Below are 16,165 nucleotides of genomic sequence, written 5' to 3'. Positions count from 1 at the left end.
GCGAGAAGCATGACAACAGGTATCGTTCAAAAAAACAATGGTTTGCTCATGGTGTGATTACTGTGTCCGCGTCCCGAACACTCCGCGAGGAGGCCACCATGCCAAGAACCGCCGCGCGCAGCTCCACGGGAGCGCCACCGATGCCTTCCGATCGCGCGTCAGAAAGCGAATCGGAATCCGAGTCGGCGCTCGACTGCAACCTCGTCTTCCTCCTCATCCGCGCCGGCGCCCTCGGCGCCGCGAACGACACCCGGGTCCTCGCAAAGCACGGCCTCAAGGTGCGCCAGTACGCGGTCCTGACGACCGCCTGCACGCGGCCGCGGACCCAGAAGGAGCTGTCCGACTTCCTCATGCTCAACCCGAGCCAGATCGTGACGCTCGTCGACACGTTGGAGGACCTCGGGCTCGTCGAGCGAGAGGCCGCGGTCGGCGACCGCCGCGCCAAGCTCGTCGTCGCGACAACACGCGGCCGGAAGCTCTTCGACGCGGTCCGGATCGACGTCGGCGACGCCCACGACCGCCTGCTGGGCCACCTGTCACCCTCCCAACGCGAGGAGTTCCTAACGGTGCTGCGCAGGCTGGCCCTCCCAGACAGCTGACTCCCTTCACCTCCGAGTCGCGCCTCCGCGGCGCGCCACATCTCGCTGCGGCAGTCCGGATCGGCGTCGATCACGCCCTCGTTCCCGGCTGCGGGGAGGCCGGCTCCCCATGCCACAGAGGTGTTGCCAAGCTGCTGCTGCGGCAGGCGAGTCGAGGTGTACTGGCGGTGCGTTCGGCCGGGCCGGGGCATCCCGGTCAGGCGGTCGTAAGGGCTCCGGTGACGGTCTTCCAGATGCGGAGCCGTTCGGTCATCTCGGTGCGATAGTCACTCACTGTGATCAAATGACGTCGAGGGCGGAAGTGGCTGGAGATCCGGCTGAAGGCGGCAAGGAACCTCTGGGCCGCTTTGCTGGAGCGGAAGACCTTCACAGTGCTGCGGACTCTGCTGCTCAATTCCGTCATGCGGTGAGTTGGCAGGCGAGGCGGCTGGTGCGGGGGTGGACGGGGTGCCGGCCCAGTCGCTGTCGAGTCTGATGACGTTGATCGCGGTGGCAGAGAAGGCGCGTTGGAGGCGGACCTTCGGCAAGCCGCGGTAGCGTGCCCGCCGGATGCCGGTGATGTCCAGGACATCCCCGCGCGGCCGGCCTGGCGCTGATCTCCCGGGTCTTCGCCGGACACGCCGAGGGCCTGACGCGCGAGGATGGCCTGGACAACATCACGCTCTACTGGCTGACGAACACGGCGATCTCCGCGGCCCGTCTCTACGCGGAGAACGAACACCCCTTCTTCGCCGTCAAGGGAGTCTCCGTTCCGGTTGCCGTGAGCGTCTTCCCCGACGAGCTCTGTGAGGCCCCGAGGAGCTGGGCGGAGCAGGCGTATCCCCGTCTCGTTCACTACAACAGGCCCGACAAGGGCGGGCACTTCGCGACCTGGGAGCAGCCGGACCTGTTTGTGGACGAGGTCCGCGCGGGCTTCCGGTCGCTGCGCTGACCCCGTGTTTTCCCACCGCCCGGTCTTGACGCTCACGAGATCGTGCGGCGGAGTCCGGCACGGAGCCGGTCGCACGGACACCCGGACACGCCCTGGCGGCAATGCCGTCGCGCCGGCCGAGGCGTGATCTGCCGGCACGGTCTCGGAGACGGTGCCGCCAGCCGGGAGCATGCCGGAGTCATCGGGTCACGGCTTCCGCGGAAATGGGTCGACCGGTTCACCCACCAACAGCTCCACAACACGATCCGGAGACATCCCGCCCCACGGATACGAAACCAACCACTACGCGCAACACCAACCCCGGCCGACGGCTGGAGCCAACGCACAGAGCCTCCGCCGATCCCGGAGCGATTCACTGCACTCGCCGGGACACGCTCCACGCGGATGCGCCCGTCCGGATGAGCGTGCCGGGCCCCCGGCCGTGGGGAGCTGGGATAGGTTCCGCGTGGTGAAGGGGACCTTCGAGGCTGCTGTTACCGCAGCCGGGATGTTCGCGGGCACCAACATCGACGACATCCTCGTGCTGACGGTGCTGTTCCTGGCCCGCCGGGCCACCGGCCGGCCCACGGGCCGGCAGATCTGGATCGGCCAGTACCTCGGGTTCGCCGTACTGCTTGTGCTCTCGACGGTCGCCGCGCTCATGCTGGTGGCCTTACCGGACCGGTGGCTGGGACTGCTGGGGCTGGTGCCGCTCGTGCTGGGCGTGCGCGGCCTGATCACCGCTGCACGGGAAGAAGGATCCGGTGAGGACAACACCGCCATGGCCGGCGGGGTGTTGCCGGTGGCCGGGGTGACCGTCGCCGCCGGAGCCGACAACGTCTCGGTGTACACCCCGATGTTCCACGCCCTCGGCGCCGGCGCCCTGGCCGTGGTCCTCACCGTGTTCGCCGCCGGAATCGCCCTGTGGTGCCTGGCCGGGGCCTGGCTGGGCACCTCCCGGGCGGCCACCGCGGTCGTCCAGCGGCACGGGCGATGGATCATTCCCGCGGTGTTCGTGCTCATCGGCGCGGCCCTGATCATCCACTTCGGCCCGATCACCCCCTAGCGATCGCCGCGCCGCTGCATCCCCTCGCCCGCCCGCTGCACGCGGCAGCCCTCTTCCCCTCCTCACGCTCCTCACGACCCGCAACGGCACCGAACTCGCCACCTGCGCCGAAGCCGTTCGCCTCCGCCTGGCCCGCAGGCCGGCACACATACCGAGCCGTGATACCGATCGGCACCACCATGACCTGGCGATCCATCAAAAACGTCAGTGCTTCACCGGCACCGTCACCTGGCGTGGAGCGGACACCGAGCGCCATCCGGCTCATTCCTGCCTCCTTCTTGCCGCTCCCAGTCTCTCCACACACGCCGCGAGCCGCGCGCACAGCGGCCGGGCCATCACGCGTGGCTCCGATTGCGGGGGCAGGGGGCGCGCCCCAGCATGAGCTCAGCAGGCGTGAGACCTGCGCTCATGCTCGTCCGTGGGCATGGTGCGCTGTCGCGATCCCCACCACGAGGCCGGAGACGACCGATCCGACGCGCCCCTGCATGTCACTGAAAACGCTCGTCAGAAACGGGAAGAGAGCCCATGTCTCAGGCATCCGGGAACGGCGACTCCGAAGACCAGACCAACGCCGGACTGCCCCGGCGCCACGTGCTGCGCACGGCCGGTGCGGGTGCGCTGGGACTCGGCCTGGGAGGCATCGCGTTGACCGCCGTCACGGGGCCCCGCGGCGGGGCCCCGCAGCCCCAGGCCACATCCATACCCACGCCCGAAGGCCTCGGCTCCGTCGGACAGGCGCCGCACCTGCCGGCTGGGTTCACCAAGACGTTCACCAGCCGTTTCGTCCAAGCCAACGGAATCCGCCAGCACGTGGTCGTCGGAGGCGAAGGGCCGCCGCTGCTCCTGATACACGGCTGGCCCGAGACCTGGTACGCCTGGCGCCTGGTGATGCCGGAACTGGCCGGACACTTCACGGTCGTCGTCGTCGACCAACGCGGCATCGGGCTGACCGAGAAACCCGAGAGCGGGTACGACACCCGTACCCTGGCACGCGACATGGTCGCTCTGATGGACGCACTCGGCCACCAGCGGTTCGCCGTGGTCGGCCATGACACCGGAATGCCCATCGCCTACGCGCTGGCCGCAGACCACCCGGAGCGCGTCACCCGCCTGGCCGTCGCCGAGGCGTTCCTCCCGGCCGTGACCCCGTCGCCGCCCCTGATCGGCGCCGCGCAGGTCAACAACCGGCTGTGGCACATCCCCTTCAACCGGCTCACCGACGTGAACGAACAGCTCGTCCGGGGACGTGAAGGCATCTACTTCGGCTGGCAGTTCGCCACCAAGGCCGTACGAAAACTCCCCGACTACGCCGTCGACCACTACGTCCGGATCCTCGCCTCCCAGCACGAATCCCTGCGCGGCAGCTTCGGGTGGTACCGCGCGCTCGACATCACCGGCGTGCAGGACCAGCAACGCAAAACACGCCTGCTGACCCTGCCCGTCCTTGCGATCGGCGGTGCGGGAAGCCTCGGTAACAACGTCGCCGGCACCATGAAACTTGTCGCACACGACGTGCGGAGCGTAGTCATCCCCGGCACCGGCCACTGGGTGGCCGAGGAGGCACCCCAGGAAGTGCTCGCGGCGCTGACCACGTTCCTGGCCCCGTACCGCAACCAAGGCCGGAGCACACGACCTCAGCCGGCCGCGACGCTCGGCACATGACCGCCATCGGTGTGCGGCTCAGCCGACGAGTTGCTGGCCTCCGTCGATGTCGTAGGTCGCACCCGTGAGTGCGGTGTTGGTCATGATGTGCACGGCGAGCGCCGCCACGTCGTCGGGTACGACCACACGACCGATGGGCAGCGCGGCGCGCAGTTCCTCGCGACGGGCGTCGAGCGCGTCGCCGAGCAGACGGGCCGACAACGGCGTGTCCACGAAGCCGGCGGCGATCAGGTTCACCCGGACCGGCGCGAGCTCGAGTGCGAGACTGGCCGCGAACGCGGGCATCGCGGCGGTGACAGCGGGGGCGGCACCGAGAGCGGCCCGGATCCTGCGGGCTCCCGTGCCGCCCAGGAGCAGCAGCGTGCCGCCCGGCCGTACGGTGTCGGCGCAGTGGTGCGCGACCTCGAGTGCGAGCACCATGTGGTCACTGATCGCCCGGCGTGCCTGCTCGGCGTCCATGTCCAGGAGGCGGCCGTAGGACGGGCCTCCCGCGGTGACCATCACGTGGTCGATCGGCCCTGGCAGCTGCTGGAAGAACCGCTCCAGCTGCGCCGCGTCGTGGGCGTCGAAGGCCGCGGTGCTGAGCGCGTCGGCCTCCATGGCCGCGGTGCGCAGCCGTTCCGGGGCCCGTCCGGTGAGGACCACGGAGGCGCCCCGGCTACGGGCGAGCCGTGCGGTCGCCAGTCCGATGCCCGCGCTCCCACCGATGACGACGAGGGTCTGCCCGAGCAGGGGCAGGCCGTCGGCGCTGTGCCCCCCAGGCGGTTTCGAGGTCATGAATCCTCCTGTGCTGTGGCGTCACGGTCCCGCCCGGGCTTCTTCTCACTGTTGGAGTGGTTGCGCCAGGGCATGCTTGATCTGCTTGGTCCGCTCGTCGGCGAGGACCTCGACCCGGTCGTTCGCCAGGGCGTCCATCGTCTGCACCGCCACGTCCGCCGCGCTGATCTTCGGCGCGTCCGTGAAGCTGCTGAGGTCCGTCTCCACGAAACCGGCGTGGACCCCGATCACGAGCGTTCCCTGCTCGCGCAGGCCCTCCCGCAGCGCACCCGTCAGCGACCACTGGGCTGCCTTGGACGCCGCATACCCGGGGTACTCCGGCCGGGGGAGCCAGGAGGCAGCCGACAGCATGTTCACCAGTGCGCCGCCGCCGTTGCGCGCCAGGACCGGGGCGAAGGCACGGGACACGGCCCACGTGCCGAAGTAGTTGACCTCCATCGCCTCGCGTGCACCGTCGAAGGGACCCGTCAGCAGTTCGGTCTCAAAACCGGCAACGCCCGCGTTGTTGACGACGATGGTGACGTCACCGGCGGTCTCGGCCGCCGCGGCGACGTCCTCCGGCTTGGTGACGTCCAGGCGCAGCGCAGAAAGGTCGTCGTCGCTCACGCTCGACGGATCGCGGACACCGGCGTAGACCTTGGCTGCTCCCCGCTCGATCAGCGCCCGGGCGAACGCGTGTCCGATACCACGATTGGCCCCCGTCACCAGGGCGATCGATCCCTTGATCTCCATCGCGCTTCCTTCCCGCTGCCGCCTGCCGAGCACAGCAGACACTGAGGCGGGGGACGACTCTGCGACGGGGCCTGAACCGGACCACGTCCTGGCACGCCCCAGGCCCATGCACGACTGGCGCAAAGGGAGACTCGACACCTGGAGGCCGGTTCTCGATCTTCACCCACATTTCAGGCCAGTGCCCCGCAGGGTCCCCACGTAAAAAGTCCTCTCCGTCACCAGCGTGCATCGGACGCCGCAGCGACGCACGTGAGACGGTGCTCGGCTACGGGCCCCCTTTCCCGTCGACGGTCGATCCACAGAGAGCAACCGCCGTCGAGATGACGTGCGAGGCCTCCCCAGAACACCGGTGCGGGCGCTGAGCCGGTCGAACGGCGGGGACTTCATCGGGCTTGGCCACGTTCGCCCGGTGGTCCTGGCACGCTGCGGCCGATGTACCCCGGCTTACGTGGAGTCGGGCTGCTGGACTCCAGGCGATCGAGGGAGTCGCCCTCAGCTCGAACTCGATGGGTGTGAGCATGCCGAGCACGACTGAGTGGGTTGTCGGCACCTGCGGAGTCAAACTGATTTGGTCACGGCGACGCGCGCGTCGGCGTGACCGGCTGCCGCCGCGATGGGCGACTGGAGCCGCCGCACTGCTTCCAGATGGTCGCCGGTCCAGATGATGCGGATGCCGGTCCCCGCCGCCCGTCCGTCCGCATCACGCAGGTCCCGGCGGACCGCCTCGACCAGCAGGGCGTTGTGCTCCCGGTCGGACTCCAGAGGCTCCGGTACCGGCCCTTCGCTCTCCAGCCCCTCGGCCAGGGTCTCGTACCACCGGAAGACCCGTTCCGCCATGACCAGCAGCTCCCTCTGCGCGGCGGCGCGGTCCTCGAGCGGTCGGCCGCCCGGGGCCCGCCGCCACAGCTCCAGGACCGCGTCGGCGGCCAGACGGAGCCCTACGACACCGGTGATCAGAGTCGTCGTCTCGCACAACGAGACGTTCTTTGCTCCGCGCTCGGCCAGATAGGTCCTGAAGGCGTCGTCCAGTCGGCGCGCCGAGGCCGCCGCCCGACGGCCCTCCTGCGGGCGCTCGATGGTTTCGGGCCTGAAAGTACAGCAGGACACCGCATAGCCCACTGCCCCGAGCACATAGCGCGCGCTGTCGACATACGCCTCCGCCAACGCCCTGGCGAGGGCGGCGGACGCACCGCGCGGCCAGAAGAGCAGGCCGACGACCAGGCTCACCGCACAGCCGAGCGCGATGTCCTCGATACGGAACAGGACGACCGACAGGTCCGCCGGCTGGGCGATGTCGAACAGGATCACCAGGGCAAGCGTGAAGGCCGCCTGCCCGGCGGTGAACGAGATCGCGGCCGGGACGACTCCCGCGGCCATCACTGCGACGGGCAGCAGGATCCACAGCACGGCCGTGTGGTGTCCGATGAGCTGGAGCAGACCGGCGCCCAGGACCGAGCCGACCAGGGTGCCGCCGAGGGCGCGGAAGACGTTCTGTCCGGTGCTGAGAGCGTTGGAACGCAGCACCGACAGGATGCCCAGCGTGATCCAGAAGCCGTGCTGGACGCCGGTCACGTCGGCCAGTGCGATGCCGACGCCCAGGCCGATGGCGCCGCGGATGCTGTTGTGCAGCCATATGGAGTGCGGCTCGACATGTGCGGCGGCGCGTTCCGTGGCGCTGGTCAGGCGACTGGACGGCGATCCGGGCTCGCGGCCGAGCAGGCGGTCCGGCCAGCTGCGGTGATCGGCGGTCCGGGCGATGTCGACGTTCCGGGCGATCTGCAGGACGACGAAGGCCACCTCCTGAGCCCGGAAGGTGACGTCGAGGCTGTCGACCAAGGTGTCGAGGCCACGCCTGCCGCCGGAGCCGTCGTCCGGCATCGGCAGCCGGTCGACTGCCCCGTCCTCCAGCGCGGTCAACGCATGACGGAGCTCCTCCGTCCCGGCGCGCAGGCGGTCCGGCGTGATGCGCGGATCATCGAGCATCTCCGCCGCCGGTTCCAGTACGGCGGCAGCGGCCCTGCGCACCACTGAGGACTGCCGGGTACCCGTCGAACCGTCCTCGACGGCGGGGGCGGCCTCCACGAGGATCGCGCTCAGCCAGGTCAGCTCGTCGATCAGGCGGACCAGCGCCCGGGATCCGGTGGACAGGCTGGTGGGCCGGTAGGGGGTGGCGGTGAACGCCTGCTGCAGCTTCTGTGTGCTCGCCCTGGTCTCCTGGGCGCGGGCACGGCACTCCGCGAAGGCGGGGCCGGCGGCACGGCCCGTGAAGTAGTCCGCATCGGTGCGCAACTGCACCGCCGCAGCTCGGCAGACCCGAGCCGCGGGCGCGCTGAGCGGATCGGCCTGCGTCCTCGCCCACAACAGCCAGACCGCGATCAGGGACGTCCCGGCCGCCAGCACCACGCCGATCAGCCGGTCGGGCAGCTGGGCCGGGGGAGCGGGCGAAGACACCGGCAGGATGAACGCCAACAGCAGCGACGTCGTGGCGCCGGCCAGGACCGAGCTGACCACGCCCGAGAAGAGCACGACGAAGCCCACCACCAGCGTCGCAGCAGTCGCGATCCATACCGATCGCGACGCGAGGGTGCCCAGCGAGACCAGCACCAGCCAGGCCGCGCCGAGCGCCGCGTGCGCGCGCAGCCGCTGCACCACGGGGCCGGTGTGTTCGACCAGCAAGAGCATCGCGAACGCGCCGAACGCGGCGAAGGTGCCCGTGACCGGTGCGTGGAAGACCTGGGTGCACAGCGCGAAGAGGGACGGCATCACCACCGCGGTCCTGGCCGCCCGCCGCATGGCGGCGAGGCCCGGATCCCGGCGGCTCAACCACGCGGTGAACTGACGCATCTGAATCATCGCGATCCGTCTCGGTGAGGTGGTGGCACGGCATCCGGCTACGGAGCCTCCGCAAAAACCCGTTGGCGGACCACGGCGACCGTTGCTAATCTCCCGGAGGCCGTGCGAGAGAACGAGGAGGTGGTACCCGTGAACGCAGTATCGACACGGGTGCTCCCCTCCGGGGTCACGGTCGGGCGATAGGTCGTCCGGGAGCGCCGTTCCAGCGCACTCCCGAAAGGCACGACCATGCACTTCACTTCCGAGCAGCGCCTCGACGACGGCGTCCTCGAACGCGAATTCACCCTCGGCGAGATTCCCGGCACCCTGTGGACGCCCGGATCCGAACCGGCCCCGCTGATCCTGATGGCCCACAACAACGGCCTGCCCAAGGCGGAACCCCGGCTGGTGGCCCGGGCCCGGTACACCGCGGCCCGCGGCTACGCGGTGGCCACCATCGACGCCGCCGGGTGCGGTGACCGGCCCCGTTCCGCCGCCGACGAGCAGGCCCGCGCCGACCTCCGTCGGGCGGTGCAGGCCGGCGAGCCGGTCGACGGGATCTTCGAGTCCTTCATCGGCCCGCTGGTCGAAAACGCGGTCCCGGAATGGCGGACCACTCTGGACGCCCTCCTTGAGCTGCCCGAGATCGGCGGCCCGGTCGGGTACTCCGGGGGGTGGACCGCCCTCGGCATTCGGCTGGCGGTCCTCGAGCCGCGCATCGCGGCCGCGGGCTTCTTCGCCGGGGGCTACGTGCCCCGTGCCCAGCGCGAGGAGGCCCGGCAGGTCACCATTCCGCTGCTGTTCCTGCTGCAGTGGGACGACGAAGGGAACCCCCGGCAACGGGCCCTGGACCTGTTCGACGCCTTCGGCAGCAAGGAGAAGACGCTGCACGCCAATCTGGGCGGGCACACCGGCACCCCGTGGTTCGAACTGGAGGACGGGTGCCGGTTCTTGGACCGACACCTGAAGTGAGGCCGGGCCGTCAGGCCGGCAGCAGACGGTAAGCGGTGTCGGCCAGGATGCTGCTCGTCGAGGACAGGTCCCGGCCCTCCTCAGCTCCCCGTACCGCGGGCCCCTGCCGACTCGGCGGGGGCCCGCGCTGCCCGAAGCCGTGAACTGTTCGACTTCTGCAGTGCTTCGAGTGCTGACCAATCTCGTGTCCAGGCGCTGTGGTTCTCGTGAACAGAGCCAGGTTGTAGGGTCGGGGGCTGGCGCGGTGACGGAGTGCTTCCGCTCCGTTTCCAGCCCCCGCCGCTTCGAACCGTGCATGCGGTTCTCCCGCACACGGCTCACCGACGCCGTTCACCGACGGCATTCAGCCTCTCCCGCCCGGGCTTTCCGGCCCTGGGTGCCACGACGGTTCCATACGGGCTGATCAGGCCAAGTTCGTTCGGGGACGAGACGGTCAGCACCCACCAGCCGAAGGCCCGGCTGCGCCGGTGCTTTCTGCTGATGAAGTGCACGACGCGTTCCCGCGCGAATCGTCCGATCTTACTGAAGCAGCGGGCGGAGTGGCCGTAGCGGAAGTACGCCATCCACCCGCGGAGGAACAGGTTCAGGTCCCCCACGACCACTTCGGGATGCAGCGGAAGCCGACGCCGGGCGGTGATCTCCCGGATCCGGTCGCGGGCGTGCTGCATCGCCCTGTCCGAGGGCCAGCGGGCCAGGAAGTCGACGCGTCGGCGTCCGCGCAGTCCCCGGGAACGAACCTGACGGTGGTGAAACCCGAGGAAGTCAAATCCTTCCCCGTCCGTCATCAGGTGCACGATCCTCGTCTTGGACGCCTTCGGCCTCAGCCCCAACTTCCCCAGCAGTTCGACCAGTCGGGCGAGTGCCCGCTCGGCCTGACTGCGGGAGAAGCACATCACGACCAGGTCGTCGGCGTAACGGACCAGGACCCCGTCGTGCTCGTCCCATGCCCGGTCCAGCCGGTGCAGATAGACATTGCACATCAACGGTGAGATCACACCGCCCTGCGGGGTCCCGGTCACCGGCCGCCGCACCTGCCCGTCCTCCATCACCCCGGCGCGCAGGATCTGCCGCAGGAGCCTGAGAACAGACTGGTCGCAGATGCGCTCTTCGACCGCGCGCATCAACTCCTCATGCGGAATCGCCGAGAAACACTCGGCGATGTCCGTCTCCACCACCCACCGCCGGCCCCGATGGTGCTCGTCGATGAGCACCTGCAGGGCATCGTGCGCCGAGCGTTTCGGACGGAACCCGAAGCTGCACGCCAGCATGTCGGCCTCGAAGACCGGCTCGAGCACGATCTTCATCGCGGCCTGCACGATGCGGTCACGAACCGTCGGGATGGACAGCGGCCTGCGCTCGTCCTTCACCCCCGGCTTGGGGATGAACACCCGGCGGGCGGGCGAGGGCCGATACCGGCCCTGCCTCAATTCGTCGGCCACTTCGCCGAGAAGACGGTCGATGCCGTACTCCTCGACCTGGGCCAGGGTGGTGCGGTCGATGCCCGGTGCGCCGTTGTTGGCACGCACCATGGCCCACGCGCGCCGGAGCACATCCCTGCGGTGGATCTTGTCTCCCAGCGCGTGGAACCGCCGTCCGGGATCGGCCTTGGCCGACCGGTAAAGCGCATGCTGCAAAGCACGGACCTTGTCCGAGGGAGAACGTCCCCCGACGGCGGGACTAGCCATACCGGCACTCACCGGGCCCCTCCTTGTCACCATGACGCATCGACGAAGCAGTGACCCTTCCCTCACCGGGAGTTGTGCTGTCTCCTCGGCTCAAGCGGTACTACGGCCACCTCCGACGCCCACCCGGCCCGCGTCCACTTCCCGGGATCACCGGTTATAGGACGCGCCGCTTCCGGTGACGATTCTCCGCAGGTCACCGAGCCGGGGAGGGCCTCCCCAGTTCCCGCCGCCACCCTCGATACGTTCCGCGCCCCATACGCCGGGGAGTCCTTCACGGCTGCCCGTCCAGGATCTTCACCGCTTCCATGGCCTTCACCCCGATTTCGAAGGGCTCGGCACTCCCTCGTTCCACCCGAAAGGATGGCTGAGTAACGACGCCGCAGGCTTCGCGTGATGCTACGGACCGTATCGTCGCTCCCCCTTTGCAGGGCCTTTGACGCTGGGCTTCGACGCCGGACGTTTCCCTCCGACGCCGCCAGCCTGCTACCGGGCCTCCTGGCAGCTACCCGGGCCGGACTTCCACCGGCAGGCGACGACGAGCTTACGAACAGCAAGAACACCGCTACGTCACGGTGTCACCTCCTGTTCTGCTGGGCGCACGGAAAACGCTCAGTACCCGGCGGCCTGGGGCGACGAGCTGTGACACTCGCTTCCCCGTGGACCCGCTCCGCCTGCCGCGGGGTCCGGTTGCCGTGCACGGGCCCGCAGGCGGGTGCGGCCTGCGGGCCCGTGCAGTCCGGAGCCGTCAGTTGACGGCCGGGCCGGCGGCGGCGCAGTCCGTCGGCGTGGGCCTGGCGAACGTGGCGCCCCAGCGCCGGACCGTCTCATACGAGACGATCACGCCGCGCTGGAGCAACAGCTCCTCGGTCTCCTCATGGCGGTGGGGCCGGTGCGGGAACGTCTGGCTCCGCCACCGCGCCGTCGACACGGGGCCCGGCGACTGCTCCACGGAGACAGACGCCCTGCCGGGCGGATGCCCGAGGGAGGACGCGGCACTCCCACGCGCGGGTCGGCCCGGTCCGGGGCGGCTTCGAGAGCCGCTGTCGCATGCTGTGTCCATGGGGTTGTTCGCCGGGGATCCGGATCCGGCCTGTGCCTTCTGCGGCATCGTCTCCGGCCGGGTGCCGTCCAGCCGCGTGTACGAGGACGAGCTGGTCCTGTCCTTCATGGACATCCACCCGGCTGCGCCCGGAGACCTCCTCGTCATCCCCAAGATGCACGCGACAGGTCTGCAGGACATCGATGAGACCCTGATGGCCCATCTGTTCCGCGTCGTCCACCTGCTGGCGCGGGCTCTGCGGCGTTCGGGGCTGCCGTGCGAGGGGGTGAACGTGTTCCTCGCCGACGAGAAGGCCGCCGATCAGACGGTCTTCCACCTCCACGTGCACGTCTTCCCCCGCACCGCGGACGACCGGTTCCGCCTGGAGGTCAGGTGGCAGGAGCGGTCCCGGGCCGCCCTCGACCACGACGCCGCACTGATCAGGGCGTGCCTGAACCGCGGCGGAGACCGCCGTGGAACCCCCTGAGACCCGCCAGGCGGCGGGCGGGCTGCTCACAGCACCTTGTGGGTCCCGGAAAGTCGTCGCTGCAGTTCAGGCCGCGTACCGGTGGGGCCGGGCCCCGGGCTCGGCGGTGCCGCCGCTGCCGCCCGCGCCGCCGAGCACACCGAACAGTGCGGCGGCGCCGTGGCAGGCGAAGAGCAGCCCGACGACGATGCGGAACAGGCCGAGAGCGTACGGCTGGGCGTTGTCGCTGTCGCCGTCTCCCGCACCGCCGAACAACCGACCGCCCGAACAACCGACCGCCCGAACACCGAGCGGTCCGCACACACCTCGGTGGGCCCGTGGGCTGGGAGGAGGCCGGAAAAGTACGACACCCCGCGCCGTCCCGTGCCCGCTCACACGACTGTCGTGTGTGCCCCGCAGCACCGACGGGTACCCGGTCGCCTGCATCCCGTACCAGTGGAACACCTCATTCGAGGAGATGACCTGGATGCTCATCCTCGGACTGCTCCTCCTCGCGGCCGCAGGAGCCTTCACCGGCCTGGTGATCACCGACAACCTCTCCGGCGGCCCCGAGTACACCGTGTCCGTACTCGGCCAGGACATCGCCACCATGAACGCGCTGGCCATCTTCTGCTCCGGCCTGGCCCTCGCGCTCATCTTCTGCGTGGGCCTGAGCGCGGTGGCGAGCACAGCGGTTCATCGCCGCCGCGAGCGCCCCCGCCCGTACGCGACTCACCCTGGTGGCTCCGACCGGTGAGACGGGCTCGGTACCCGGCTCGAGGACACCTTGCGGGCCGGGCAGCACACGGATGACCAAGCCCCGAGCCGGGGCGGGAGCAAGTTCGTCGAGTACGACGGGGAGGGGAGAAGACGCAGTGGCGGGCACGGTCTTCCAGCGTGCTCACGGGATGTGGACACTCACATGATCACCGGCACCGTGCCCGTTCCGTATGCCCACCACCACACACCGGGCGACTCACTCCAGAGCGACTTCACGCCGGGGCCCGGCTGTACGGAACGAAGACGTGGTGAGAAGGGCCCGGCACAAAGTCACCGTGGTCCCGGTTGACGTGCTCGGCGGCGCGGGTTGAAGAGCATGGGGGCGGTTGGGCCGCGGCAGCGGCCCGGCGGAGCGGCGCGGGCGTGACCCGCGCCGCTGGGCGGGTCGACGGCGAGCGGGCCGCAGGACGACGCACGTGGTCCCGCTGACGTGAGTCCCCACGGGACGGGTGGTGGACTTCTTGTGTTCGGGGGATCCTGGTCGTGGTCGTTCACAGGCCGGGCGGAGCGCACGGCTCCGCCGTACCGTGCTGTTCCTGCCGTTGGCGGTGGGCGAAATGAAAGTCGAACTGATCCAACCGGCTGCCGACGTGCTGTGCGACGTCCCGGACGACACGCATGAGGAGATCATCACGCTCATCACCGCTGTGGCCGAGAATCCGGAGGTGCAGGTCCCGGAGCCGGCCGCAGCGTTCGGTGAATGGTGCTGGCTTGTGTACACGGTCCGTGGTGACGTGATCGAAGTCCTGGACGTCGGATGCGCTCGGTGACGTCGGTGGCACGTGGGACCTGTGTCGCGGTGGTGCCGCTGTCGTGTCCGGATGCCTGGGTCCGGCCGGCGAAGAGGGACTGTCTGCCGCGGTGTCTCCGGGCGCTGGATCGCGCTGCCGAGGCACACCGATCAGTCTCTTTACGGCTGTCGGGTGAGGGGGTGTGGCCCGCCCGCAGCCCGTGCACGGCCTGCACGGGCGCGAAGCCGCCGGGGAAGCCCTGAAGCGCGTTCCAGGGAGAAGTCTTGGGAGGAGACGGCTGGGCATGTCGGCGCGTGTGCCGGTCAGACCTCCATCACGGCCTCGCATTCGGGGCAGACCAAGGATGCGTACTCATCGGGGTACCACGGCGCCCCACGGCGCTCGGAGGGCCTGCGGCGGGCGGTCGCCATGACGAACGTGTCCTTGCCGCAGAGGGTTCGTGGTCCGGTCCTGGTGGGCGTTCCCGGCGCGGTGGGCGCCGCGTGCACCCGGCGGACGGGCCGTTCTTCATCACCTGGTGAACCGGAGGAGGAGCGTGTGGCCACCGGCTTGTCGAGCTCGTACACGACGACGATGTCGCTCATGCCCCTACCGTAGGCCGATGGGTCGATGTGCCCGCGGCCTCGAGCCGGGTGGCTGTGATCGGCTGTCGCGCCTGGACCGCGAACGGCGGCCACCCGGGCCTGTCCACCGGGCCGAGCCTGGCCGCCTCGAACTCCGCCCGGACCTCGTCGGCCGACCGCAACGCGCCCGAGAACGCGGTGTAGGGCTTGATCGCCCGGGCGGACCGCGTGACGGTCGCCCAGCCGCGCAACGGCCCGCCGTCATTCCCCGCCGGGAAAGTTTTTCCCGGCGCCGGGCGGAACGGGCCGCACGGCGGCGTCCAGGACGGTCAGGGGGCGGGTCCTTCGGCGGCGCCATGGGATGCAAGGGGCGCCCATAGCAGACCGAACGAAGGAACTGAATACCTGCGTCATGGGGTACTCAGTTCCCCGTCTGGGGTTGTCCGGCCCGGGCGCCCTCAAGGTGCTGGACGATCTGCCACATGGGGGTGCTGCTGCGGGTGACCAGGACGACGGTGTCGCCGGTGTCGCCCCAGGTGCGATGAACCAGACCGAGAGCCCGGTCGACAGCCGCGGCGGCGTCGCCCCGAGCGCCGGAGCGCAACCAGGTGCGCAGTCCGTGGTTGTGTGCGGCGACGACGCTCGCGGCGACCGTGCAGGCCCGGACGTCTCCGTCCGCCAGCATGGCGAACCGGCGCTCAAGGTACGCGGCGAGGGCACGCTCGTAGCGCCAGACCACGGATGTCTCATGAACCTTGAGCGCCGCGACCTTGCGGGTGAGCGCGTACCGCTTCACCGAGAACTCGGCGTTCTCCGCATACATGCGCACGACCAGGCGGGCCGCACCGCAGGCGCGTCCGACGGGGTCGGGGTCCCGGCTGCCTTCCTCCAGGTAATCGACCATGTCGGCGAGGGCTCTTTCATGGTCGGGGAAGACGACTGCTTCCTTGGTGGGGAAGTACCTGAAGAACGATCGGCGACCCACGCCGGCCCGGCGCGCGATGTCGTCGATGGTGGTCCTCTCGTAGCCGCGCTCCGTGAAGAGCGCGAAGGCGGCTGACACCAGGAGATCCCTGATGGGAACTTTCCCCTGGTCCTCTTCGGTCGCCGGCCCGCTCGGACCGTTGCAAGGCTGCTCGCTCATGACATGAAAGTACATGCCCCCTTCCCGAGGGGAACTCAGTATGCATAATGAGGGCACTGAGTGCCATCTTGTGGGAGAGCCAATGTCGGATTTCGACCTGTACCGCCCGTCCGAGGAGCACGACATGCTCCGCGACGCCGTCCGCTCGCTGGCCGAGGCGAAGATCGCGCCGTACGCCGCCGCGGT

16 protein-coding genes and 1 pseudogene are annotated in these 16,165 nt (G+C 69.7%); 9 read left to right on the top strand and 8 right to left on the bottom strand.

Annotation, left to right across the window (positions count from 1 at the left end; translation table 11 throughout):
- Window positions 1–140: 140 nt before the first annotated feature.
- From AB0I73_RS04265 to AB0I73_RS04250, 4 genes are all read left to right on the top strand, one after another.
- The gene (locus tag AB0I73_RS04265) at window positions 141–599 is read left to right on the top strand and encodes a MarR family transcriptional regulator (protein WP_363033605.1); all 459 of its coding nucleotides are present in this window, start codon (window positions 141–143) and stop codon (window positions 597–599) included.
- Window positions 600–1,359: 760 nt separating this feature from the next.
- The gene (locus AB0I73_RS04260) at window positions 1,360–1,530 is read left to right on the top strand and encodes a hypothetical protein (RefSeq protein ID WP_363033604.1); all 171 of its coding nucleotides are present in this window, start codon (window positions 1,360–1,362) and stop codon (window positions 1,528–1,530) included.
- 448 nt (window positions 1,531–1,978) lie between these two features.
- The gene (locus AB0I73_RS04255) at window positions 1,979–2,575 is read left to right on the top strand and encodes a cadmium resistance transporter (protein WP_363033602.1); all 597 of its coding nucleotides are present in this window, start codon (window positions 1,979–1,981) and stop codon (window positions 2,573–2,575) included.
- A 525-nt stretch (window positions 2,576–3,100) separates the two neighbouring features.
- Window positions 3,101–4,237 (top strand): alpha/beta hydrolase, encoded by a 1,137-nt coding sequence (locus tag AB0I73_RS04250; RefSeq protein ID WP_363033600.1) that lies wholly within the window; start codon window positions 3,101–3,103, stop codon window positions 4,235–4,237.
- Window positions 4,238–4,255: 18 nt separating this feature from the next.
- Here the strand turns inward: AB0I73_RS04250 and AB0I73_RS04245 are convergent, their stop codons facing one another.
- The 3 genes from AB0I73_RS04245 to AB0I73_RS04235 all read right to left on the bottom strand — a co-directional run bounded on the left by AB0I73_RS04245 (window position 4,256) and on the right by AB0I73_RS04235 (window position 8,599).
- A complete protein-coding gene (locus AB0I73_RS04245) occupies window positions 4,256–5,014 on the bottom strand; it encodes an SDR family oxidoreductase (RefSeq protein WP_363033598.1) in 759 nt (252 codons plus the stop codon).
- Between the two features lie 45 nt (window positions 5,015–5,059).
- Window positions 5,060–5,746: an SDR family oxidoreductase gene (locus AB0I73_RS04240; RefSeq protein ID WP_363033596.1), complete on the bottom strand. Its 687-nt coding sequence runs from the start codon at window positions 5,744–5,746 to the stop codon at window positions 5,060–5,062.
- 558 nt (window positions 5,747–6,304) lie between these two features.
- The gene (locus tag AB0I73_RS04235; RefSeq protein WP_363033594.1) at window positions 6,305–8,599 is read right to left on the bottom strand and encodes an FUSC family protein; all 2,295 of its coding nucleotides are present in this window, start codon (window positions 8,597–8,599) and stop codon (window positions 6,305–6,307) included.
- A 228-nt stretch (window positions 8,600–8,827) separates the two neighbouring features.
- Between AB0I73_RS04235 and AB0I73_RS04230 the strand changes: the two genes are divergently transcribed.
- Complete coding sequence (locus AB0I73_RS04230; protein WP_363033592.1) at window positions 8,828–9,550, top strand: alpha/beta hydrolase; 723 nt, start codon at window positions 8,828–8,830, stop codon at window positions 9,548–9,550.
- Between the two features lie 317 nt (window positions 9,551–9,867).
- On the opposite strand, the gene ltrA is transcribed toward AB0I73_RS04230, so the two are convergent.
- Window positions 9,868–11,184, bottom strand: coding sequence for a group II intron reverse transcriptase/maturase (gene ltrA / locus AB0I73_RS04225; RefSeq protein ID WP_363033590.1), 1,317 nt, complete (start codon window positions 11,182–11,184; stop codon window positions 9,868–9,870).
- A 796-nt stretch (window positions 11,185–11,980) separates the two neighbouring features.
- Window positions 11,981–12,184 carry a hypothetical protein gene (locus AB0I73_RS04220; protein WP_363033588.1) on the bottom strand — a complete coding sequence of 68 codons (204 nt, stop codon included), beginning with the start codon at window positions 12,182–12,184 and terminating at the stop codon, window positions 11,981–11,983.
- Between the two features lie 109 nt (window positions 12,185–12,293).
- Here AB0I73_RS04220 and AB0I73_RS04215 point away from each other — a divergent pair, with 109 nt between their 5' ends.
- Window positions 12,294–12,761 (top strand): HIT family protein, encoded by a 468-nt coding sequence (locus AB0I73_RS04215; RefSeq protein WP_363033586.1) that lies wholly within the window; start codon window positions 12,294–12,296, stop codon window positions 12,759–12,761.
- Window positions 12,762–12,830: 69 nt separating this feature from the next.
- Here AB0I73_RS04215 and AB0I73_RS04210 read toward each other — a convergent pair.
- A pseudogene (locus AB0I73_RS04210) lies at window positions 12,831–13,016 on the bottom strand (hypothetical protein); the annotation flags it as partial.
- A gap of 133 nt (window positions 13,017–13,149) precedes the next feature.
- On the opposite strand from AB0I73_RS04210, the gene AB0I73_RS04205 reads away from it, so the two are divergent.
- Window positions 13,150–13,497 (top strand): hypothetical protein, encoded by a 348-nt coding sequence (locus AB0I73_RS04205; protein WP_363033584.1) that lies wholly within the window; start codon window positions 13,150–13,152, stop codon window positions 13,495–13,497.
- 550 nt (window positions 13,498–14,047) lie between these two features.
- A complete protein-coding gene (locus AB0I73_RS04200) occupies window positions 14,048–14,290 on the top strand; it encodes a hypothetical protein (protein ID WP_363033582.1) in 243 nt (80 codons plus the stop codon).
- A gap of 284 nt (window positions 14,291–14,574) precedes the next feature.
- Here AB0I73_RS04200 and AB0I73_RS04195 read toward each other — a convergent pair whose 3' ends face one another.
- Window positions 14,575–14,856, bottom strand: a complete 282-nt coding sequence (locus tag AB0I73_RS04195) for a hypothetical protein (RefSeq protein ID WP_363033580.1) — start codon at window positions 14,854–14,856, stop codon at window positions 14,575–14,577.
- Window positions 14,857–14,904: 48 nt separating this feature from the next.
- On the opposite strand from AB0I73_RS04195, the gene AB0I73_RS04190 reads away from it, so the two are divergent.
- Entirely contained in the window at window positions 14,905–15,039 is a 135-nt protein-coding gene (locus tag AB0I73_RS04190; protein WP_363033578.1) for a hypothetical protein, read from the top strand.
- A gap of 217 nt (window positions 15,040–15,256) precedes the next feature.
- On the opposite strand, the gene AB0I73_RS04185 is transcribed toward AB0I73_RS04190, so the two are convergent.
- Window positions 15,257–15,979 carry a TetR family transcriptional regulator gene (locus tag AB0I73_RS04185; protein WP_363033576.1) on the bottom strand — a complete coding sequence of 241 codons (723 nt, stop codon included), beginning with the start codon at window positions 15,977–15,979 and terminating at the stop codon, window positions 15,257–15,259.
- Between the last annotated feature and the right edge of the window lie 186 nt (window positions 15,980–16,165).

This window comes from Streptomyces sp. NPDC050388 (assembly GCF_040655635.1).
Taxonomy (GTDB): domain Bacteria; phylum Actinomycetota; class Actinomycetes; order Streptomycetales; family Streptomycetaceae; genus Streptomyces.
Note: the sequence above shows the minus strand (reverse complement) of the source record. Positions and strands in the feature narration are given on the sequence as shown.

Coding starts and splice junctions, on each gene's coding strand:
- AB0I73_RS04265 (WP_363033605.1), top strand. CDS start 141: ATGCCTTCCGATCGCGCGTCAGAAAGCGAATCGGAATCCGAGTCGGCG.
- AB0I73_RS04250 (WP_363033600.1), top strand. CDS start 3,101: ATGTCTCAGGCATCCGGGAACGGCGACTCCGAAGACCAGACCAACGCC.
- AB0I73_RS04245 (WP_363033598.1), bottom strand. CDS start 5,014: ATGACCTCGAAACCGCCTGGGGGGCACAGCGCCGACGGCCTGCCCCTG.
- AB0I73_RS04240 (WP_363033596.1), bottom strand. CDS start 5,746: ATGGAGATCAAGGGATCGATCGCCCTGGTGACGGGGGCCAATCGTGGT.
- AB0I73_RS04235 (WP_363033594.1), bottom strand. CDS start 8,599: ATGATTCAGATGCGTCAGTTCACCGCGTGGTTGAGCCGCCGGGATCCG.
- AB0I73_RS04230 (WP_363033592.1), top strand. CDS start 8,828: ATGCACTTCACTTCCGAGCAGCGCCTCGACGACGGCGTCCTCGAACGC.
- AB0I73_RS04215 (WP_363033586.1), top strand. CDS start 12,294: ATGGGGTTGTTCGCCGGGGATCCGGATCCGGCCTGTGCCTTCTGCGGC.
- AB0I73_RS04195 (WP_363033580.1), bottom strand. CDS start 14,856: ATGAGCGACATCGTCGTCGTGTACGAGCTCGACAAGCCGGTGGCCACA.
- AB0I73_RS04185 (WP_363033576.1), bottom strand. CDS start 15,979: ATGAGCGAGCAGCCTTGCAACGGTCCGAGCGGGCCGGCGACCGAAGAG.